This is a genomic window from Bradyrhizobium sp. 1, assembly GCF_023073315.1.
Taxonomy (GTDB): domain Bacteria; phylum Pseudomonadota; class Alphaproteobacteria; order Rhizobiales; family Xanthobacteraceae; genus Bradyrhizobium.
The window spans coordinates 287,891-307,449 of record NZ_JADPJH010000034.1 but is presented as its reverse complement, the minus strand read 5'-3'; the positions used below and the strand labels follow the sequence as shown (position 1 = coordinate 307,449).

Genomic DNA, 19,559 nt, shown 5'->3' with positions numbered 1-19,559 from the left:
TTGAAGCGGCTGCGCGGCGTTTTTTTACCGCCCGCGCAGCCGGTCCAGCGCGTCGGAGGAGGCAAATCCGTCCGCCGGCACTCCGATCGAGGCCTGGAAATTGCGCAGGGCTTCCCGGGTCTGGCCGCCAAACTGGCCGTCCGGGGTGCCCTTGTAGAAGCCGCGCTGGGCCAGCAGCTGCTGGAGTTCCAGCCGCTCGGTGCGGGACAGCTCCCGCTCCTGCCGCGGCCAGGGCTGCACGAACGGCTGGCCGCCACGCAGACGGTCGGCGAAATGGCCGATCGCCATCGCATAGGCTTCGGCCGGATTGTATTTCATGATGACCCGGAAATTCTGGAGCATCAGGAAGCCGGGGCCTTGCGCGCCCGCCGGCGCCAGCAGATAGGCTTTTTCCGCCGGATGCGGGAAGGGCTGGTTGGTCGGGCGCTTGAGCCCGAGCTTCTCCCATTGCGCGATCGTCATCGCCTTGGCGCGGTCGGCCAGCATGTAGTTGAAGCCTTGCGGCACCACGACCTCAAAGCCCCACGTCGCGCCGCTCTGCCAGCCGTCCTTCTTCAGATTGTTGGCGGTGGACGCGATCAGGTCGCTGGGATTGTCGACGACGTCGCGCCGGCCATCGCCATCGCCGTCCACGGCAAAGCGCTTGAACGCGGTCGGCATGAACTGGGTCGGGCCGAAGGCGCCGGCCCAGGAGCCGCGCATCTGCTCAGGGCGCAGGTCGCCGCGGTTGAGGATCTCCAGCGCGGAGAGGAACTCGTCCTTGAAATAGGCCTGGCGGCGGCCGACGCAGGCGAGCGTCGCCGTCGATTGCAGCACGCTGCGGTCGCCCATCTGCGTCGAGTAGTTGGACTCGATGCCCCAGATCGCCGCGATGATGTAGCGGTCGACGCCATAGGCCTTCTCGGTCGCGTCGAACTGCGCCTTGTATTTGGCGAGGACTTCCTTGCCCTTGGCCAGGCGGTTGTCGTTCACGAGGATGTCGAGATAGTCCCAGATCGATTTGGTGAACTCCGGCTGCGAGTCCATCAGGTCCATGATGCGCAGATCGGGCGATAGCCCGGCCGTGAAGCGCTGAAAGTTCTCCTGGGTGATGTTGCGGCGTGCGGCATCGGGCCACATCCCCGCGACGCAATTGCTGAAATTGGAGGCGGCCTCGCGGATCGCGGCCGCCGTCATCAGCGGATGGCCGGAGGCGCCGTCCTCGCCGCTCCAAGGTTGAGGTCCGGTCAGGGCGCCGCCGGGGCCGGGCGCTGGCTGAGAAGGCGCAGCATTGGGGCCGGAGAAAATACCGCCGAACAGGTTCGACAGGCCGTTCTGCGCCTGTGCCTGCGCGCTGACAGGCAGCAGCAGGGCGGCCGCAATCATCGCTCCGCTGGTCACGGATCCCGCACGTCTTGCCAGCGCTGCCACGGATTGCATCATACCTCACCTGTCCGGCCAAAAATCCGCCATCAGGAGGCCCTGTACCGGTTGCCAATAGCTTAACAAAGGTGAAATTTTAGTGGCTGATTTTTTCTTAACTCTGTGATCGCGAGGCCCCACATCCGCCTTTGTTAGCGGCTGCAAACAAGCTAGCAAGATACCATTGCTCCCTTCCTCAGGTATTCGATCAATCCCATGAAAATTCGCAAAGCCGTATTCCCCGTCGCCGGCCTCGGCACCCGCGTCCTGCCGGCCACCAAGGCGATGCCGAAGGAAATGCTGACCATCGTCGACAAGCCGCTGATCCAGTACGTCTATGACGAGGCGCGCGAAGCCGGCATCGAGCACTTCATCTTCGTCACCGGCCGCAACAAAAACGTCATCGAAGATCACTTCGACAAGATGTTCGAGCTCGACGCGACGCTGGCCGCGCGCGGCAAGAAGGCCGAGCAGGAGATTTTGGCACAGAACCAGCCCGAAGCCGGCGCCGTCAGCTTCACCCGCCAGCAGGCGCCGCTCGGCCTCGGTCATGCGGTCTGGTGCGCGCGCGACATCGTCGGCAACGAGCCGTTCGCGGTGGTGCTGCCCGATGAGCTTGTGCTCAACCCGACCGGTTGCCTGAAGCAGATGATCGAGACGGCGTCGATGCTCGGCGAAAAATCAAACGTCATCGCGGTCGAGGCGGTGCCCGACCATCTCACCCATCAATACGGCATCTGCGGCGTGGGAAAACGCACCGGCAAGATGTTCGAAGTCGACGGCATGATCGAGAAGCCGGCCAAAGGCACCGCGCCCTCCAACCTCTCGATCACCGGCCGCTACATCCTGCAGCCCGAGATATTCAAGATCCTGGAGACCCAGGAGCGCGGCGCCGGCGGCGAAATCCAGCTCACCGACGCCATGATCGGGCTGGCCAAATCGCAAAAATTCTACGGCGTCGAGTTCGAGGGCGAGCGCCACGATTGCGGCTCCAAGCCCGGCTTCCTCCGCGCCAACATCGCCTACGGCCTGAAGCGGCCGGAGCTGCGCGATGGGCTGATCGCGGAGATGAAGAAGTATCTGGGAGAGTAGCGGCTACACTCGTCATTGCGAGCGAAGCGAAGCAATCCAGACTGCCTCCGCGGAAAGAGTCTGGATTGCTTCGTCGCTACGCTCCTCGCAATGACGGGAGAGAGAGCCTCACGCCACCAGCGACAGCTTCGGCAGGCTCGCCACCACCGACTGATTACGCCCGCCGGCCTTCGCCGCGTACAGCGCCTTGTCGGCGGCGGCGACCAGGATCGCCCAGTCCATGCCAACAGCGGGAACGAAGCTCGCAATGCCGCAGGAGACGGTCGAGCTCGTCTGGTCGTCGGACCAGCCCTGGACCTTGCCGCGGATCGTCTCGGCGACCTTGAACGCGTCGGCGGCCGAGGCGCCCGGCAGCAGCACGGCGAATTCTTCGCCGCCATAGCGCGCGGCGCAGTCGCCGGCGCGGCTCACCGAGTCGGAAATGCAGATGGCGATGCCGACCAGCACCTGGTCGCCGGCCTGGTGGCCGAACGTGTCGTTGTAGGCCTTGAAGTGATCGGCATCGATCATCAGCAGCGCAACCAGCGTCTTCTGGCGCATGGCGCGGCGCCATTCGGCGTCGATGACCTGGTCGAACTTGCGGCGGTTCTTCAAGCCGGTGAGCGCATCCGTCGTGGCCATCTCCTCGAGCTTGCGCTCGGCCTCGGCGCGTCGGCCGATCTCGCGGGCGAGCACCAGCGTCGAGGCCAGCATGAACAGGATGAGCGCCAGGACCACGGCGCCGATGCGGTAGGCTTCCTTCTGCCAGAGCTCGAACACGGCGTTCAGCGGCTTGCCTGCCACCACGAACATCGGACCGGGGCCGGTGCTGCGGACGTAGAGGCGCGGCGTCGCGTCCACCGGGCCCTGGCCCGCATAAGAGCCGCCGGCTTTGAGATTGTCGGGTTTCCAGCTCTGCTGCGTTCCGAGATTCTTGCCGATCACGTCGAGGTCGAACGGCCGCCGCATCATGATGGTGCGGTCGCGCTTGAGCACGGTGATGGTGTCATCGGGGTCGAGGTTCAGCCGCTCGAACAATTCGTGGAAATAGCTGAAGCGGATCGAGCCGGCGACGACGCCGAGGAAGCCGCCGTCGGTGTCGCTGATGCGCCGGCTCAGCACGATCGAATAGGCGCCGCGGAACAGCATGGGGCGGCTGATGAAGAGCCCGGCGCCGGGGTTGTCGCGGTGAATTTTGAAGTAATCTTCCTCGCTGCGGTTCGCCTGCGGGGGATCGAGCGTGGAGGCATCGATGGTCAGCTTGCCGTCGGCATCGAACACCTGGATCGCGCCGAAATGCCGCGCCGTGGTCGCATGATCAAACAGGATCAGGTGACGCACCGGCTTCGAGACCGTGGCGAGCTCGGGCAGCAGCATGTTGCTGGCGACCGCCTTCAGCGATAGATCGTAGATCTCGATGTTGCGGCTGATGTCGGATTCGATGGTCGTGGCCAGGTTTTCCAGCGTCTGGCGGGCCAGCGCCTCCTCGCCCCGGCGCATGTCCAGCATGACGTTGACGCAAATGGCGGAAAAGCCGATCACCGTCACCACGGACGAGATGATCAGCAGTTTCGCCGAAATCCGCCACGGCCGGCGGGCCGTGACGTCGCGCCATCCAGACAGCATCGCTTGCTCCCGACCCCGATGGATGCGCCCGAAATCTTGAGTAGTGTTTAAGGCAGGACGACGCTGCCGCAATCAGTTAAGGAATGGTTCATGCGGCTGTCGGTTTTCGGCAAGCCTGATGTGAGCGGGACGAGAGGACGATCGTGAACGACTACGACGCGCTTCGCGACTATCTGATGCGGCAGAAGCAGGCCGAATTCGTGCTGAGCTTCGAGCAGATCGAGGAGATCATCGACGCGGCCCTGCCGCGCGCGGCCAATCGTGCCTCATGGTGGGACACCTCGCGCAGCCCGGATATCCAGATGCCGCAGCGCGAGGCCTGCCTCGCCGCGGGGTTCAAGGCGATGCGGATGCCCGACGGCCAGACCGTGCGGTTCACGAAGCTGAAGAGTGATCGGCGGCGCTAGCGGCAAAGAGCGACTAGCTCGTTCTTCCCCTCTCCCCTTGTGGGAGAGGGTGGCTCGCCGCGGAGCGGCGAGACGGGTGAGGGGTTCTCTCCGCGAATTCATCTTCAAGTTTGAGCGCGCGGATAGAACCCCTCATCCGGCGCTTCGCGCCACCTTCTCCCACAAGGGGAGAAGGGAAGAAGTGCAGATCAGCTCGCCGCTTCCAGCCGCACTTCCGTCAGCAGGCGCATCGCGGCATCCGCGTCCATCGGCTCGCCAAAGGCAAAGCCTTGCGCGTATTCGCAGCCCATCTGGTAGAGCTCGACCGCATCGGAATCGGTCTCGGCGCCTTCGGCCACGACGTCCATGCCGAGATCGTGCGCGAGCGCGATGATCGACTTCAGGATCACCGGCCGCGTGCCGCGATTGGTGGTGCGTACGAACGACTGGTCGATCTTGATGGTGTCGAACGGGAAGCGCTGAAGATAGGCGAGCGACGAATGGCCGGTGCCGAAATCGTCGAGCGACAAACCAGTGCCGAGCTCGCGGATGCGCGTCAGCATCTGCGCTGCGTGCTCCGGGTTCTCCATCACCATTGATTCCGTCAATTCGAGCTTGAGCGTGCCGCGCGCTACCGACGAGCGCGACAGCACGGTGCGGATGTCGTGGATCAAATCGTGGCGCAGCAATTGCCGCGAGGAGACGTTGACGGACGCGAAGATCGGCTCGCGCGAGCGCATCGCGCGCTGCCAGATCGAGAGTTGCTTGGCGGTCTGGTCGAGCACGAACATGCCGAGGTCGATGATCAGACCGGTCTCTTCCGCGATGGCGATGAATTCCGACGGCGCCATCCGCCCGAGCTTCGGATGATCCCAGCGCACCAGCGCCTCGAAACCGGCGACCGAACGGTCCTCCAGCCGCACGATGGGCTGGTAGAGGATCGTGAGCTCCTGCCGCTCGATGGCGCGGCGCAGCTCGCTCTCCAGCGTCAGCCGGTCGGTTTTACGCGCCCGCATCGCGGCCTTGTAGACGTCGATGCGGTCGCCGCCGATGCGCTTGGAATGATACATCGCGAGCTCGGCGTCCTTGATGATCTCGTCGGTGAGCTGAACTTGCGGATCGGACAGCGCGAGGCCGATCGAGGCGGTCAGGAAAATCTCGCGCTCGTTGAAGGCGATCGGCGCGCGGATGGTCTTGCGGATGGTCTCGGCGAAGGCGGTGATGCGGGCCGGGTCCTGCTCCGACAGCAGGATCAGGCCGAACTGGTCGCCGGCGAGCCGCGCCAGCGTGTCCTGCGGCTTCAGGATGCGGGTGAGGCGGCGGGCCAGCGTCAGCAGGATGGAATCGCCGACCGCGATGCCGACGGAATCGTTGACCTGCTTGAAGCGGTCGAGGTCGATCACCATCAGCGTCGGTCGCAGCGTCGGCATGGTCTTGGCGAAATGCGCCACCGCACCCAGCCGGTCCATGAACAGTTTGCGGTTGGGCAGGCCGGTGAGGTTGTCATGCACGGAATCGTGCAGCAGGCGCTCCTCGGCGTTGCGCAGCTCGGTGACGTCGGTGAGCGTACCGACCACGCGCGAGACCTCGCCGTCCGAACCGACCACCGGGCGCGCCTTCAGCGCGAACCACATGAAATGGCCGTCCGGCGTGCGCAGGCGGAAATCCTGCACCAGCCGGCCGCGGCGCTGGTCGAGCACGCTGTCGAGCGCGGCGCGGAAACGGTCCTGGTCGAGCGGGTGCAGCACTTCGAGCCAGGACGCCGCCGGGCCCTCCAGCGTGCCGCGCTTGAGGCCGAGCAGGGCTTCGGTCTCGGGGCTGGTAAAAACCTTGTCGGCGGAGACGTCCCAGTCCCAGATCAGGTCGCCGGAACCGGCCAGCGCCAGCGCGCGCCGTTCGATGTCGGAGACGACGCCGGTGGTGGCGCCGCCGCCCGCAAAGGCGTGCTGCATCACCGTGAAGCCGATCAGCATGACAATCAGCACCAGGCCGCCGAGCAGGGCAGGGCCGACGATGTCGTTGGTGACGGAGCCGGCCACCGTCATGCCGGCCGCGACCACCCAGACCACGAGCAGGAACCAGGTCGGGATCAGCAGCACCGCGCGGTCAAAACCGTGGGTGGAGAGATAGACGATCAGCGCAAAACCGGCGAAGGCGATCAGCACCAGCGAGATGCGCGCGATGCCGGAGGCGACGGCCGGATCGAACAAAGCAAGCGCGACGAGAGACCCCAGGAACGCCAGCCAGCCGACCGTGATGTGCGAATAGCGCACATGCCATCGACTGAGGTTGAGATAGGCGAACAGGAACACCAGCAGCGTGGCCGCCAATATCGCTTCACCCGCCGCGCGCCAGATGCGCTCGGCGTTGTTCGACATGTCGAGAACCTTGCCCCAGAAGCCGAAATCGACGCCGATATAGACCAGCACCGCCCAGGCCAGCGCCGCGGCGGCCGGGAACATGATGCTGCCCTTGACGACGAACAGGATGGTCAGCACCAGTGCAAGCAGGCCGGAGATGCCGATCACGATGCCCTGGTAGAGCGTGAACGAGTTGACCTTGTCCTTGTAGGCTTCCGGTTCCCACAGATAGAGCTGCGGCAGCTTGTCGGTGCGCAGCTCCGCGACGAAGGTGATGACGGCGCCGGGGTCGAGCGTGATGCGGAACACGTCGGCGGTCGGGCTTTCCTGCCGCTCCGGCCGGTCGCCCGTCGAGGGCGTGATGGTCGCGATGCGCGACAGCCCGAGGTCGGGCCACAGCAGCCCCGAGGAGACGATGCGGTAATGCGGAGCGACGATCAGGCGGTCGAGCTGGTCGTCGGTGTTGTTGGCGAGCGCGAACACGATCCAGTTCTGGCCGCCTTCGCGGGCGCGCACCTCGATGCGGCGGACGATGCCGTCGGTGCCGGGCGCGGTGGAGACCTGGATACGGTCGGCATCGCTGCGCTGATGCTCGAGCACACCGGTGAGGTCGATCGCGGGCGCGTCACCGCGGACGCTGACAGCATCGAGCGCGCGCGCGGGATGCGCGGCGACAAGAATCATGAGGCCCAGCGCAATGGGCGCGAGGCACCTGATCAGACGCAAGGTCAGTTCTCCGCGTTCGACGCAAACTTTGTGTGCAAGGATGGCACGTAAAGACGATTTCAGGCCGGACAGAAGTCGTTCGGCGCGTCGCGATAGATGCCACGAAAGCAAGGAAAATCAAAGGGTTTCCGCCTTGCCGGGTGGGCCAGCGGCCTAGACCTCCAACACAATTTTGCCAATATGTGCCGAGGTCTCCATGCGCCGGTGCGCGTCGGCTGCCTTTTCCAGCGGGAAAGAGCTGTCCATCAGCGGTTTGACCCGGCCTTCGCGCAAAAGCGGCATCACTTTCGCCTCGATTGCGGCCACCATCGCCGCCTTGTCCGCATTACTACGGGGCCGCAAGGTCGAGCCGGTATGGGTCAACCGCTTCACCATCACCTTGGCGATGTTGACGCTGATCTTGGGGCCGTTGAGGGTCGCGATCTGCACGATACGGCCGTCGACCGCGGCGGCGTCATAGTTGCGGTCGACATACTCGCCGGCGACCATGTCGAGGATCAGATTGACGCCGGCGTTGTCGGTCTCTTCCTTCACCACGGCGACGAAGTCTTCGGTCTTGTAGTTGATGGCGCGATCCGCTCCGAGCTTGAGGCAGGCATCGATCTTGTCCTGCGATCCGACGGTGACGAACACTTTTGCGCCGAACGCTTTCGCCAGCTGGATCGCCATGGTGCCGATGCCGGAGGAGCCGCCATGGATCAGCAGCGTCTCGCCGGCCTTCAGCCCGCCGCGCTCGAACACATTGTGCCAGACCGTCATCAGGGTTTCCGGCAGCGCGCCGGCTTCCGTCATCGACAGCGACGGCGGCACGCTCATGGCCTGGCCGTCCTGCGCGATGCAGTACTGCGCATAGCCGCCACCGGCGACGAGCGACATCACCTTGTCGCCCACCTTGTGCCGCTTGGCGTTGCTGCCGACGGCGACCACTTCGCCTGCGATCTCCAGACCAGGCAGGTCGCTGGCGCCGGGCGGCGGCGGATAGGCGCCGGAGCGCTGCGCCACGTCGGGCCGGTTGACGCCCGCGGCCTGCACCTTGACCAGGATCTCGTCGGGGCCGGGCTGCGGCAGCGCCCGCTGTTCCGGCACCAGCACTTCCGGTCCGCCGGGCTTGGAGATGGCGACCACGGTCATTTGCGCGGGGAGCTTGTCCATGATGTGTCCTTGAGCAAAGGTGCGGGATGGAACGTGGGCCTTGCTTAGCCAGCGCGGTCCGCGCTGGCAACCGCTTCAGCCGTGTGGTCCGGTCCGCGAACGCAGGAGGAACGACGATGGCGACGGAAGACGACGACCGCCCGCGCAAGAAGATCAGCCACGAGATCGGACAGGATCTCTCACTCTTGTCCGTGGAGGAACTGACCGAGCGCGTCGCGCTGTTGAAGACCGAGATCGCAAGGCTGGAGCAAGCCGCAACACAGAAGCGTGCCTCGCGCGATGCGGCGGATGGTTTTTTCAAGAAGTAACAAACCGTCGTTCTACTCGGGTGCGACGATCCGAATGGGGCGCGTTCCGATCGTGGCGCCGGTCGCGCGGTCGATGGTGACGGGATCGATCTCGGTTCCGGCCTCGGCGTCGAAGAACCGGGTGACGTCCCCGCCGCCGCGATACTTCCGTCCCCACGCACCGAACGCGAACAGCACCGGCAGGAAGTCCTCGCCGGCGGCCGTCAGAACGTACTCATCGCGCGGTGGCCGCTCCGAGTAGCGGCGTTTTTCCAGCAACCTCTCGTCCGTCAAGGTCGCAAGCCGGCGGGTCAGGATCGTCGGCGCGATACCCAGGCTTTTCCTGAATTCGTCGAACCGGGTCAGCCCCGCATGCGCGTCTCGCAAGATCAGGATGCTCCATGCGTCCCCTACCAGCGCGAGGCATCGGGCGATCACGCACGGTTGATCCGACAGATTCATGTCCATATCTTTTTGATAGTGACTTACTACTGAATTGATAGTAACACGGCCTGCATCGATATTCCACGACAAAATGAAAGCGGAGACAGATGAGTAAGGCAAAACGCGGCGTTGCGCTGGTCACCGGCGCTTCCTCCGGCATCGGGCTCGCGACGGCACGCGCGCTGCGGCGCGATGGCTACCGGGTCTTCGGAACCAGCCGGAAACAGGCTGCCAACACCTCGGATGGGGTGACAATGCTGGTCTGCGACGTCACGGATGATTCCTCCGTACAGGCGCTGGTCGACGACGTCGTGAGCCGCGCAGGACGGATCGACCTTCTTGTCAACAATGCCGGGATCGGGCTTCTCGGCGGCGCGGAGGAATCCTCCGCGGCACAGGCGAAGGCCTTGTTCGACGTGAATGTGTTCGGCGTGGTGCGTCTGACCAATGCGGTCCTGCCCGTGATGAGACGGCAGCGCGAGGGCCGGATCGTCAATCTCAGCTCCGTCCTCGGGCTGATCCCCGCTCCCTACAGCGCGCTCTATGCATCGACCAAGCATGCGCTCGAAGGATATTCGGAATCGCTCGACCACGAAGTGCGAACGCAAGGCATCCGCATCGTGCTGGTGGAGCCCGGCGGCACCCGCACGTCGTTCGAAGAAAACCTGACGCGGGCCGATCGTCCGCTTGCAGTGTATGATGCCGCTCGCGCCGATGCCGAGAAGGTGATGCGCGAGATCGTCGAGACGGGAGATGCACCGGAGGTGGTCGCCGACATGGTCGTGAAGGCGGCCAATGCGGCAACGCCCAGGAGGCGCTATACCGCGGGGAAGGTGGCGAGGCAGGTCAGCCTCATGCGCCGCTTCCTGCCGGAATCCTTCGTCGACAAGGGTCTCCGCAAATACAACAAGCTTCCGCTCGAGCTGACACCGCCGGCGTCGTCGACCTCGGTTGCGCATCAAGCCACTTGAGTGTTCCGCAAGTTCACTCGGCCTTTGGCCGACATGGCTAACGAACCCTCAAAATAATCGCTCGTTTACTCCACATTAAGCTTTTCGCTTTATGACTGGAACTGTCCTCGTTTGGACACCGAGTGGCTCCTGTCCACTCTGTTTGACGCCTCCCTGTTATCAACTTTCAAAGCCGCCGGTTTTCCGGCGGCTCTTTTTTTGCTTTGGCGTTCAAGGCGTTTTCGAGCGAAGTGGGTACCGGTTCGCGTCAAGCAAACACGTCAAAACAAGCGTCCGCTGCGGTTGAATTCCGAGGAAAGACCCGCGGAAACCATATCCGCGCTTGTCGCTGGACTCCGGGTCCGGCCCGCGCAATGATTTGTTCATCATAAGCCGGTGCCAAAGCCGGGTGGGTAAACAGTTGCGTAAGGGGCGTTAACCATGGAACGTTTGCAAGCCGAAGGTGCTCTCGTTCAACTCAGCGAGCGGTTCACCAATTCTGCGGCGTTCGGCGTCCTGTTCCGCGAGGGCATGGACCTGGTCGAAGAGACCGCGGCCTATCTCGACGGAGCCGGCCGCACCGAGGCGAAGGCGCTCGATCGCGCCGTCAGCCTCACCTATGCGACCGAAAGCATGCGCCTCACCACCCGCCTGATGCAGCTTGCCTCGTGGCTGCTGCTGCACCGCGCGGTGAAGGAAGGCGAGATGACGCTGGGCCAGGCCAACCGCGAAAAGACCAAGGTCAAGCTCTCGGCGGCCGATCCCGGCGCGTCCGACACCATCGACAAGCTGCCCTCGCAGCTGCAGGATTTGATTCACCGCTCGATGAGCCTGCAGACCCGCGTCCGCCGCCTCGACACCACGATCCACACCCCGCCGGCCGATATGCCCGCGATCGGCAACCCGCTGGTGCCGCACCTCAACGCGCTGAAGGCCGCGTTCGAGCGGTAAGCACGGGTGCCGTAGGTGGGCAAAGGCGCGTAGCGCCGTGCCCACCATCTGTCCTTCGAGATCATGACAAAAAGGGGGGCACGCTTCGCTTTGCCCACCCGACGAAACCTCGGACCTTGGTCGAGAGCCCCCACAAACAAAAACGCCCCCGGTTTCCCGGGGGCGTTTTTCGTCTCCAGCCTTGAGGGCCGGATCAATCCTTTTTGAGAAAGCCCGAAAACTTCTTCTGGAAGCGCGAGACGCGGCCGCCGCGATCCAGCATCTGGGCGTTGCCGCCGGTCCAGGCCGGGTGCGACTTCGGGTCGATGTCGAGGTTCAGCGTGTCGCCTTCCTTGCCCCAGGTGGAGCGGGTCAGGTACTCGGTCCCGTCGGTCATCACGACCTTAATCGTATGATAATCCGGATGAATTTCGGCTTTCATGGCAATTCCTAGGGCGATCGGCGCCGCTCGCTTGAGTGATGATCGATGACGGATTTCGGCGCTCTATAACCCACGGAAGGGCCTAAAACAAGCCATTGTGGGCAAAGGAGAACCGGGCCGTCCCCTAAGGAACATCCCGGATTTGCCACTCCCGCTCCCCCGGCCTATTTGGAGCGGACTCCTCTCTTACGGTCGGATCTCATGAGCGCAGTAGAACGGCTTGAAACCGGGCCCGCAGAAGCCCCGTCGATCGAAGTCGAATTGATCGAGCAGCCCGCCAAGAGCCGCGCCAGGCTGCGGCCGCTGCTGGCGCTGGCGCCCTATGTGGCCCGCTATCGCGGCCGCGCGGCGCTCGCTTTCGTCTCGCTGACGGTCGCGGCGCTGACCACGCTGCTGGTGCCGGTCGCGGTGCGCAGGATGATCGATTTCGGCCTGACGCCGGAAGGCATCGCGCTGATCAACAGCTACTTCTCGGTGATGATCGCGGTGGTCGCGGTGCTCGCACTCGCAAGCGCCTCGCGGTACTACCTCGTGATGACGATCGGCGAGCGCATCGTCGCGGATCTCAGGCGCGACGTGTTCGCCCATCTGCTCTCGCTGTCGCCGGCCTTCTTCGATTCCGCGCGCAGCGGCGAATTGGTGTCGCGGCTCACCGCCGACACCACCCAGATCAAATCCGCCGTCGGCGCCTCCGTCTCGATCGCGCTGCGCAATCTGATGATGTTCTTCGGCGCGGCCGCGATGATGGTGATCACCAGCCCGCGGCTATCAGGTTTCGTGCTGCTCGCCATTCCCCTGATCGTGCTGCCGCTGGTCGCCTTCGGGCGCTGGGTGCGGCGTCTGTCGCGCAATGCGCAGGACACGCTGGCCGATGCTTCTGCCTATGCGGGCGAACTGATCGGCGCGATCCGCACCGTGCAGGCCTACACCAGCGAAGGTCTCGCCGGGAAGCGCTTCGGCGGCGAGGTCGAGCAGGCCTATGAAGCCGCGCGCACGTCCACCCAGGCGCGCGCCGTGCTCACCGCCATCATCATCTTCATCGTGTTCGCAAGCGTGGTCGCGATCCTCTGGATCGGCTCGCATGACGTGCTGATCGGCACGATCTCGCCGGGCCGGCTCGGCCAGTTCGTGCTCTATGCGGCCTTCGCGGCCGCAGGCCTCGGCCAGCTCAGCGAAGTCTGGGGCGAGGTCTCGGCGGCATCAGGCGCTGCCGAGCGCCTGTTCGAGATTTTGCATGTGCAGCCCGAGATCAAGGCGCCGGCGTCGCCGCGCGCGCTGCCGGTGCCGGCGCGCGGCGAAGTCGGTTTCGACCACGTCAGCTTCGCTTATCCGGCACGGCGCGACGTCAGCGTGCTCGACGCCGTGTCATTCACGATACGCCCCGGCGAGAAGGTCGCGATCGTCGGTCCCTCCGGCGCCGGCAAGAGCACGATCTTTCATCTGCTGTTGCGCTTCTACGATCCCAGGGGCGGCGCCATCTCGCTCGATGGCGTGCCGGTGAGATCCGCCGACCCGCGTGACGTCCGCTCCCGCATCGCGCTGGTGCCGCAGGAATCCAACGTTTTCGCCGCGAGCGCCCGCGACAACATCCGTTTCGGCCGTCCCGATGCGACCGATGCCGAGGTCGAGCGTGCCGCCGAGCTCGCGCACGCCACAGAATTCATCCGCCGCCTGCCGGAAGGCTTCGAGACCCCGCTCGGCGAGCGCGGCGTGACGCTGTCCGGCGGCCAGCGCCAGCGCATCGCCATCGCCCGCGCCATCCTGCGCGATGCGCCGCTGCTGTTGCTCGATGAAGCCACCTCCGCGCTCGACGCCGAAAGCGAGACGCTGGTGCAGACGGCGCTCGAAGAGCTGATGCGCCACCGCACCACGCTGGTGATCGCGCACCGCCTCGCAACCGTGCTCTCCTGCGACCGCATCCTGGTGATGGACCAGGGCAGAATCGTCGAGCAGGGCACGCATGCGGAGCTGGTCGCGGTGAACGGGCTTTACGCGAGGCTGGCGAGATTGCAGTTCGAGGGGGCGTGAGGCGTCGCCTTCATCATCCGAGGTAGCCGGGCGACCTTTATAATTGTGAGAGCTCGCGTGGTGTGCGCGTTCGTCGATACCGCTCCGGCTGACGTCCGATAAGGGCCTTAGCGGACTCCAGCGGTCTGTCCCATTCGCGAGGGAGAGTTCGCTAGCGCGTGATGAGGCGACCTGAAAATGACTGAACCAATCATGACGAAAGTCACCAGCCAGGTGACGAGAAAAATTCGTTTGGCCGGTTTGATGTGTCGGCGGAAAAGCGGCAATTGCTCAAGGAGTTCGGCCGGCAGATCATCGAAATCCTTTAGTCGGGAGGCCAGACGCCAATTTGCGTAGCCAGGACTGCTCAGAGCCCAGAGAGAAAACGACCACAAATCAATCTGCTTCTTGCGATCGCCAAGCAATTTGTACAGCCTGAAAGCTTTCCATTGCAGGTAGCCTTGCGCAAGGAAGCAGGTCGAGAAGCACGTGATGAAGATGATCGCGCCGATTTCCATGCGGACAAGCTTGCGCGCGCCCTTCGTTTTGCGCAAGCCGGGACGATCGGTGTCTTTCTGATCCGACAACCGGCCTTAACGGACCTCGGGGTTGTCTGCTCACCTCTCCGAGCGCGAGCTGATAGGAACCATCGCCGTTCCTGAGCGATTGACCTGCTTCATCGTGGAGAAGGTCATGATCCGCAAATCTCTGTTTGCCATCGCACTCTGCCTCGCCGTCGCGCCCCCCGTCCTGGCACAAGGTGGTGGTGGTGGCGGTGGTGGTGGTGGTGCCGGCGGCGGAGCGGCATCAGGCGGCGCATCCGGTGGGAGCGGTGCGAGCTCCGGAGCGGCAGGTACATCCAGCGGCGGGACTGCGGCGGGGACGAGCGGAAATGCCGCCACCGCTACCAACCCCAGCAGTGCGCCTTTCTCCAATCCGATCGGCCAGGGTACTGCACCAGCGGCTTCGAACGGCAACGGGAACAACGGCCAAACATCAAGCTCAACGCAACCATCGCAAACTCCCGCCACGACGACCCCGCAATCGTCGACGGCTGCCACGGTCTCCGCAGAGCAAAGGGCGGCGACGACAGGAGCGAACACCGCCGCGCCAAATAGCGCGGCCGGTGCAGGCGCCGTGGGTGCGCCGGGTGTCGGGGTCGGTCACACCGGCAATGGTTTGCCGATTGGTTCACCGGGTTCAGGACCAGGTTCTCCGGAACAACCGATCGGTTCGGGCGGCAGGTAGACAATATTGCTTCGCTTCAAGCCGGGCTCAGAGCCCGCTTTTGCGACTCTGGGGAAAGCCGCCGTCTCGACAGGCTCACCGCTCGCCCTAAGCGAATGCCCTGGCTTGGATCGCCGGCCGCGACCGCGCTCGCGGAGATCATTTGCACTTCGGCGAAAGCGTCGGCACGTTCGGCCACGGCCAGTTCTTCCAGCTCCCATCCTCACCGACGCAGGCTGTTGGAGCAGGGCTGTTTGCTGGAGTAGGGCTGCTCGTCGGTGCCGGCGCATTCGCCGTCCTGAGCTGTGTGGCAAAGCGCTGGTCGACATAGGCCGTCGACAGATATCCGGCGACGATGACGCCGAGCAAAACCGAAGAACCCTTGGCGAGGTCGCTCAGCCGCATCGATCGTCTCCATCTGCTTGTCATCGCCGCCACGAGTAGCAAACCCCGCGGGCTCGCGACGTGACAGACGTCACGCCCGCCAGAATCACGTCCGCCAAGCCATCTTCAGCACCGGCCGCCCCGAGGTCGGGTTCACATCGTCGCCGGCCTGCGCAAAGCCGTTGTGCTCGTAGAAGCGGATGGCGCGGGTGTTGTCCTTGTTGACGAGCAGCGTGATGCCGGCGGGCGACAGGCGCTTGGCTTCCTCGACCAGCAGTCGTGCTGCGTCAGAACCCCAATGATCCGGATCGACCACGAGTTGGTCGAGATAACCGTCGCCGTCGATGGTGACGAACCCGGTCAGCGCGCCGTCCTCTTCCGCGACGACGATCGACGCCTTCGGCACCAGATCCTTGCGCCAGCGCTCGCGCCACCATTCCAGGCGGGCGGCAAAGTCGATCTGCGGATAGGCCTGCTGCCAAGTGCGATGCCAGAGGTCGATGGAGGCGGCTTCGTCCTCGGCGCGATAAGGGCGGAGGTGGAGCGCGCTCACTACCGCTCCGTCAGCTTCAGCTCGATGCGGCGGTTGCGCTTGTAGGCTTCTTCCGTGTTGGCGGTGTCGAGCGGCTGGAATTCGCCAAAACCGGCGGCGACGAGGCGCTGGGCGGGCACGCCGAGCGAGACCAGATATTGCACCACCGAGATGGAACGGGCCGCGGACAGGTCCCAGTTCGACTTGAAGTTCGCACCGCTCACCGGGCGCACGTCGGTATGGCCGTCGACGCGCAGCACCCAGGGGATCTCGTTCGGGATCTTCTTGTCGAGCTCGATCAGCGCAGTCGCCAAGGTATCGAGCTCGGCGCGGCCCTCGGGCAGCAGTGTCGCCTGTCCGGTGTCGAAGAACACTTCGGACTGGAACACGAAGCGGTCGCCGACAATGCGAATGTCGGGCCGGTCGCCGAGAATCTTGCGCAGCCGGCCGAAGAATTCGGAACGGTAACGCGACAATTCCTGCACGCGCTGGGCCAGCGCCACGTTCAGGCGTGAGCCGAGATCGGCAATGCGATTCTGCGATTCCTTGTCGTGCTTCTCGCTAGCGTCCAGCGCCTCTTCCAGCGCCGCCAATTGCCGCCTGAGCGCACTGATCTGCTGGTTCAGCACCTCGATCTGCGCCAGCGCCCGTGCCGAGACCGCTTTCTCGGAGTCCAGCGCCTTGCCGAGTTCGGAGCTCTTGCCCTGCGCGTCGTTTCCGGCGGCGGCCAAGCCTTCATAGAGGCCCTTGATGCGATCGCGCTCGCTCTCGGCCGAAGCGAGGCCGGCTTTCAATTGCGAGACCTGGTCGTCGAGCGTGAGCTTGCCGAGCTTCTCCAGCGACAGCAGCTCGTTGAGCTGTGCGATCTTGGCGTTGAGCTGCTCCAGCGCCTTGTCCTTGCCGGTGACCTCCTGCGACAGGAAGAACTGCACGACCAGGAACACCGACAGCAGGAACACGATCGACAGCACCAGCGTCGACAGCGCGTCGACGAATCCGGGCCAGTAGTTGAAGGAGGTATCGCCGCGGCGGCCGCGCGCCAAAGCCATTTTCGTCTCCGTTCTTTCGTGTCCCGGACGCGGTGCAGCGTGTAACGCTGCTCCGCAGAGCCGGGACCCATGTCTCACCTCGCACTGGGCCCCGGCTCAGCAACGCACCGCTTCGCGCTGCGTCGCGTCCGGGGCACGAGAGCGCCTAACCCTTCTCCGGCTGGCGCGCGATGCGCTCCAGCAAGCGCCTTATCTCGCGGTTCTGCTCGCCCTGGCCGTCGGCCCATTCGCGGATCATCTGCTGCTCGGTCCGCATGTGCGAGACCAGCGCCTGGATCGCCTCGGCAAGGCTCGCCATCGATGCGGTGGTGCTGCGGCTCGCGGTGCCTTCCTCGAGCACGATGCGCAGCCGCTCGACGGCGGCCTGAAGCTCGCCGCTGGCAACGCCGCCACCGGAGGCAACCGCCACTTCGCCGTGGCCATATTCGCGCACGGTGGTGGCGAGCCAGTCTTCGAGATCCGTATAGAAACGGTTCTGCGCCTGGCTCGATTGCAGATCGAGGAAGCCGAGGATCAGCGATCCCGCGAGGCCGAACAGCGAGCTCGAGAACGAGATGCCCATGCCGCCGAGCGGGGCGGCAAGGCCCTCCTTCAGCGTGTCGAACAGGGCGCCGGAATCGCCGCCGACCTTGAGCCCGTCGATCACCTTGCCGACCGAGCCGACCGTCTCGATCAGGCCCCAGAAGGTGCCGAGCAGGCCGAGGAACACCAGCAGGCCGGTCATGTAGCGTGAGATGTCGCGGGCTTCATCCAGGCGGGTCGCAATCGAATCGAGCAGATGCCGCATGGTGGTCTGGGTGATCGACATCCGCCCGGTGCGCTCGCCGCCCAGGATCATCGCCATTGGCGCCAGCAGCTTGGGGTGGCGGGCCGGCGCCAGGCCGGGATCGGCGATGCGGAAATTGTTGACCCAGGAGACTTCAGGATAGAGCCGGATCACCTGGCGGAAGGCCAGCACGATGCCGATGAACAGCACCGCCCCGATCAGGGCGTTGAGGCCGGGATTGGCGAAAAAGGCCTGGATGATCTGCTTGTAGAGCACCACGCCCACCAGGGCGCACAGCACCAGAAAAACCAGCATCCGCACCAGGAAGACGCTGGGCGAGGACAGTTTTGTGTATTCGATGTCCATGGGGGAGCGGGGCGAGGCGCCTGACGGCATGTCCGGTATCATCCGTTACGAAACTTGCTTGCGGTGCGCACTATGGCACAGCGCCAGCCCAAAAAAAGCGCCGGATGGGCCGATTTCGGGGGGGCGGGTGCGGAACCCAATGCTGAAACCGGGCTTTGATACCTGCGTATCTTCCAAAACATCGGCATTCCGCAGGCTCAGGTCGGAGTCTTTGCATGGGGACCCGCGTTTTGACCAAGGGGGTCATATGAGCGTCGTGTCCGCGATCATCGGGACGGCCGAACGCGTGCCCTTGCCGGACGTGGTGATCCGTGCCGCGATCCAGCGCCTGTGCTCCCGATCGGCGACGCGCCTGTCCGCGCTGAGTGCGGCCGACGATGCCGCCTTCGCCGGGCGGATGATGCTGCGGCCGATCGCCGGAGAGGCGGATGGCGGACATCACGACGCGCCCGCTTCGTTCTTTGCGCAGGTGCTCGGCCCCAACCGCAAATATTCGTCCTGCTTCTACAAGACCGACGCGAGCACGCTGCAGGAGGCGGAGGAGGAGGCGCTGCGCCAGTCCGTCGAGCATGCCGGCCTCGCCGACGGCCAGACCATCCTCGAACTCGGTTGCGGCTGGGGCTCGCTGTCGCTGTGGATGGCCCGGCAATTTCCGCATGCGAAGATCACGGCGGTGTCGAACTCGCAAGGCCAGCGCGCCTATGTCGAGGACATGGCGCAACAGCGCGGGTTGCTCAATTTGCGCGTGATGACCGCGGACATGAACGTGTTCGCGCCCGAGGGGCAGTTCGACCGCATCATCTCGGTCGAGATGTTCGAGCAGATCATGAACTGGCGCAAGCTGATGACGCGGGTGCGGTCATGGCTCGCGCCGGAGGGGCGCTTCTTCATGCACATCGTCACGCATCGTTCCGGCTCCCATCTGCTCGACCGGGCCAATCGTGAGGACTGGATCGCGCAGTACATCCTCACGGAAGGGTTGATGCCGAGCCATCACCTCGTCAGGCAATTCGGCGACATCCTCGCCATCGAGAAGGAATGGTGCTGGAGCGGAACGCATTATCAACGCACCGCCAACGACTGGCTCGCCAATGTCGACGCGCATCGCGACGCGATCGAATCCTCCCTGCGCAACGTGTATGGCGAGGAGACCGCGATCTGGATGCGGCGCTGGCGCTGGTTCTTGCTCGCGACGTCAGGCCTGTTCGGCTACGCCGACGGAACCGAATGGGGCGTTAGCCGGTACCGGATGAAGGCCGCCGAGTAATTGCGATGTTCCGTCGCAGCACGCCGCGATGGAACCTGATTCACGATCCGGTGACTCGCCAAAATGCTCGTTTTCTGAATGGGATAGCTCGTGTGACAATGAGCCGCCCATACTTTCATTGCGTCGCAGCAAGCACCGCTTATTTTCTTTTTCAAATCAGACTGTCCGGAACTTCTTCGGAAGACC

18 protein-coding genes are annotated in these 19,559 nt (G+C 64.4%); 7 read left to right on the top strand and 11 right to left on the bottom strand.

Going from position 1 to position 19,559, the window contains the following annotated elements:
• Window positions 1-24: 24 nt before the first annotated feature.
• On the bottom strand, window positions 25-1,422 hold the full coding sequence (locus IVB29_RS31410; RefSeq protein ID WP_247507288.1) for a lytic murein transglycosylase: 1,398 nt from the start codon (window positions 1,420-1,422) through the stop codon (window positions 25-27).
• 195 nt (window positions 1,423-1,617) lie between these two features.
• Between IVB29_RS31410 and IVB29_RS31405 the strand changes: the two genes are divergently transcribed.
• Complete coding sequence (locus tag IVB29_RS31405; RefSeq protein ID WP_247507287.1) at window positions 1,618-2,493, top strand: UTP--glucose-1-phosphate uridylyltransferase; 876 nt, start codon at window positions 1,618-1,620, stop codon at window positions 2,491-2,493.
• 108 nt (window positions 2,494-2,601) lie between these two features.
• On the opposite strand, the gene IVB29_RS31400 is transcribed toward IVB29_RS31405, so the two are convergent.
• Window positions 2,602-4,098: a diguanylate cyclase gene (locus tag IVB29_RS31400; protein ID WP_247507286.1), complete on the bottom strand. Its 1,497-nt coding sequence runs from the start codon at window positions 4,096-4,098 to the stop codon at window positions 2,602-2,604.
• A gap of 143 nt (window positions 4,099-4,241) precedes the next feature.
• Between IVB29_RS31400 and IVB29_RS31395 the strand changes: the two genes are divergently transcribed.
• A complete protein-coding gene (locus IVB29_RS31395; protein WP_247507285.1) occupies window positions 4,242-4,505 on the top strand; it encodes a hypothetical protein in 264 nt (87 codons plus the stop codon).
• Window positions 4,506-4,693: 188 nt separating this feature from the next.
• On the opposite strand, the gene IVB29_RS31390 is transcribed toward IVB29_RS31395, so the two are convergent.
• Window positions 4,694-7,570 carry an EAL domain-containing protein gene (locus tag IVB29_RS31390; RefSeq protein WP_247507284.1) on the bottom strand — a complete coding sequence of 959 codons (2,877 nt, stop codon included), beginning with the start codon at window positions 7,568-7,570 and terminating at the stop codon, window positions 4,694-4,696.
• A gap of 153 nt (window positions 7,571-7,723) precedes the next feature.
• Window positions 7,724-8,722 carry an NAD(P)H-quinone oxidoreductase gene (locus tag IVB29_RS31385; protein ID WP_247507283.1) on the bottom strand — a complete coding sequence of 333 codons (999 nt, stop codon included), beginning with the start codon at window positions 8,720-8,722 and terminating at the stop codon, window positions 7,724-7,726.
• Window positions 8,723-8,838: 116 nt separating this feature from the next.
• On the opposite strand from IVB29_RS31385, the gene IVB29_RS31380 reads away from it, so the two are divergent.
• Window positions 8,839-9,030 carry a DUF1192 domain-containing protein gene (locus IVB29_RS31380; protein WP_247507282.1) on the top strand — a complete coding sequence of 64 codons (192 nt, stop codon included), beginning with the start codon at window positions 8,839-8,841 and terminating at the stop codon, window positions 9,028-9,030.
• A gap of 12 nt (window positions 9,031-9,042) precedes the next feature.
• Here the strand turns inward: IVB29_RS31380 and IVB29_RS31375 are convergent, their stop codons facing one another.
• On the bottom strand, window positions 9,043-9,471 hold the full coding sequence (locus tag IVB29_RS31375; protein ID WP_247507281.1) for a helix-turn-helix domain-containing protein: 429 nt from the start codon (window positions 9,469-9,471) through the stop codon (window positions 9,043-9,045).
• Window positions 9,472-9,560: 89 nt separating this feature from the next.
• Here IVB29_RS31375 and IVB29_RS31370 point away from each other — a divergent pair, with 89 nt between their 5' ends.
• A complete protein-coding gene (locus IVB29_RS31370; protein WP_247507280.1) occupies window positions 9,561-10,424 on the top strand; it encodes an oxidoreductase in 864 nt (287 codons plus the stop codon).
• 420 nt (window positions 10,425-10,844) lie between these two features.
• Window positions 10,845-11,354: a DUF1465 family protein gene (locus IVB29_RS31365; protein ID WP_247507279.1), complete on the top strand. Its 510-nt coding sequence runs from the start codon at window positions 10,845-10,847 to the stop codon at window positions 11,352-11,354.
• Between the two features lie 193 nt (window positions 11,355-11,547).
• On the opposite strand, the gene rpmE is transcribed toward IVB29_RS31365, so the two are convergent.
• The gene (gene rpmE, locus IVB29_RS31360; protein WP_014439698.1) at window positions 11,548-11,775 is read right to left on the bottom strand and encodes a 50S ribosomal protein L31; all 228 of its coding nucleotides are present in this window, start codon (window positions 11,773-11,775) and stop codon (window positions 11,548-11,550) included.
• 201 nt (window positions 11,776-11,976) lie between these two features.
• On the opposite strand from rpmE, the gene IVB29_RS31355 reads away from it, so the two are divergent.
• Window positions 11,977-13,803: an ABC transporter ATP-binding protein/permease gene (locus tag IVB29_RS31355; protein WP_247507278.1), complete on the top strand. Its 1,827-nt coding sequence runs from the start codon at window positions 11,977-11,979 to the stop codon at window positions 13,801-13,803.
• A gap of 107 nt (window positions 13,804-13,910) precedes the next feature.
• On the opposite strand, the gene IVB29_RS31350 is transcribed toward IVB29_RS31355, so the two are convergent.
• From IVB29_RS31350 to IVB29_RS31330, 5 genes are all read right to left on the bottom strand, one after another.
• Window positions 13,911-14,369 (bottom strand): hypothetical protein, encoded by a 459-nt coding sequence (locus tag IVB29_RS31350; RefSeq protein WP_247507277.1) that lies wholly within the window; start codon window positions 14,367-14,369, stop codon window positions 13,911-13,913.
• Between the two features lie 799 nt (window positions 14,370-15,168).
• Window positions 15,169-15,414, bottom strand: a complete 246-nt coding sequence (locus IVB29_RS31345) for a hypothetical protein (RefSeq protein WP_247507276.1) — start codon at window positions 15,412-15,414, stop codon at window positions 15,169-15,171.
• An 85-nt stretch (window positions 15,415-15,499) separates the two neighbouring features.
• Window positions 15,500-15,946, bottom strand: a complete 447-nt coding sequence (locus IVB29_RS31340) for a GNAT family N-acetyltransferase (protein ID WP_247507275.1) — start codon at window positions 15,944-15,946, stop codon at window positions 15,500-15,502.
• A complete protein-coding gene (locus IVB29_RS31335; protein WP_247507273.1) occupies window positions 15,946-16,974 on the bottom strand; it encodes a peptidoglycan -binding protein in 1,029 nt (342 codons plus the stop codon). The genes IVB29_RS31340 and IVB29_RS31335 overlap by 1 nt, the downstream gene beginning before the upstream one ends.
• Window positions 16,975-17,119: 145 nt before the next feature.
• Complete coding sequence (locus IVB29_RS31330; protein ID WP_247507272.1) at window positions 17,120-18,136, bottom strand: flagellar motor protein MotA; 1,017 nt, start codon at window positions 18,134-18,136, stop codon at window positions 17,120-17,122.
• 217 nt (window positions 18,137-18,353) lie between these two features.
• Here IVB29_RS31330 and IVB29_RS31325 point away from each other — a divergent pair, with 217 nt between their 5' ends.
• Window positions 18,354-19,373 (top strand): cyclopropane-fatty-acyl-phospholipid synthase family protein, encoded by a 1,020-nt coding sequence (locus IVB29_RS31325; RefSeq protein WP_247507271.1) that lies wholly within the window; start codon window positions 18,354-18,356, stop codon window positions 19,371-19,373.
• Window positions 19,374-19,559 lie beyond the last annotated feature (186 nt).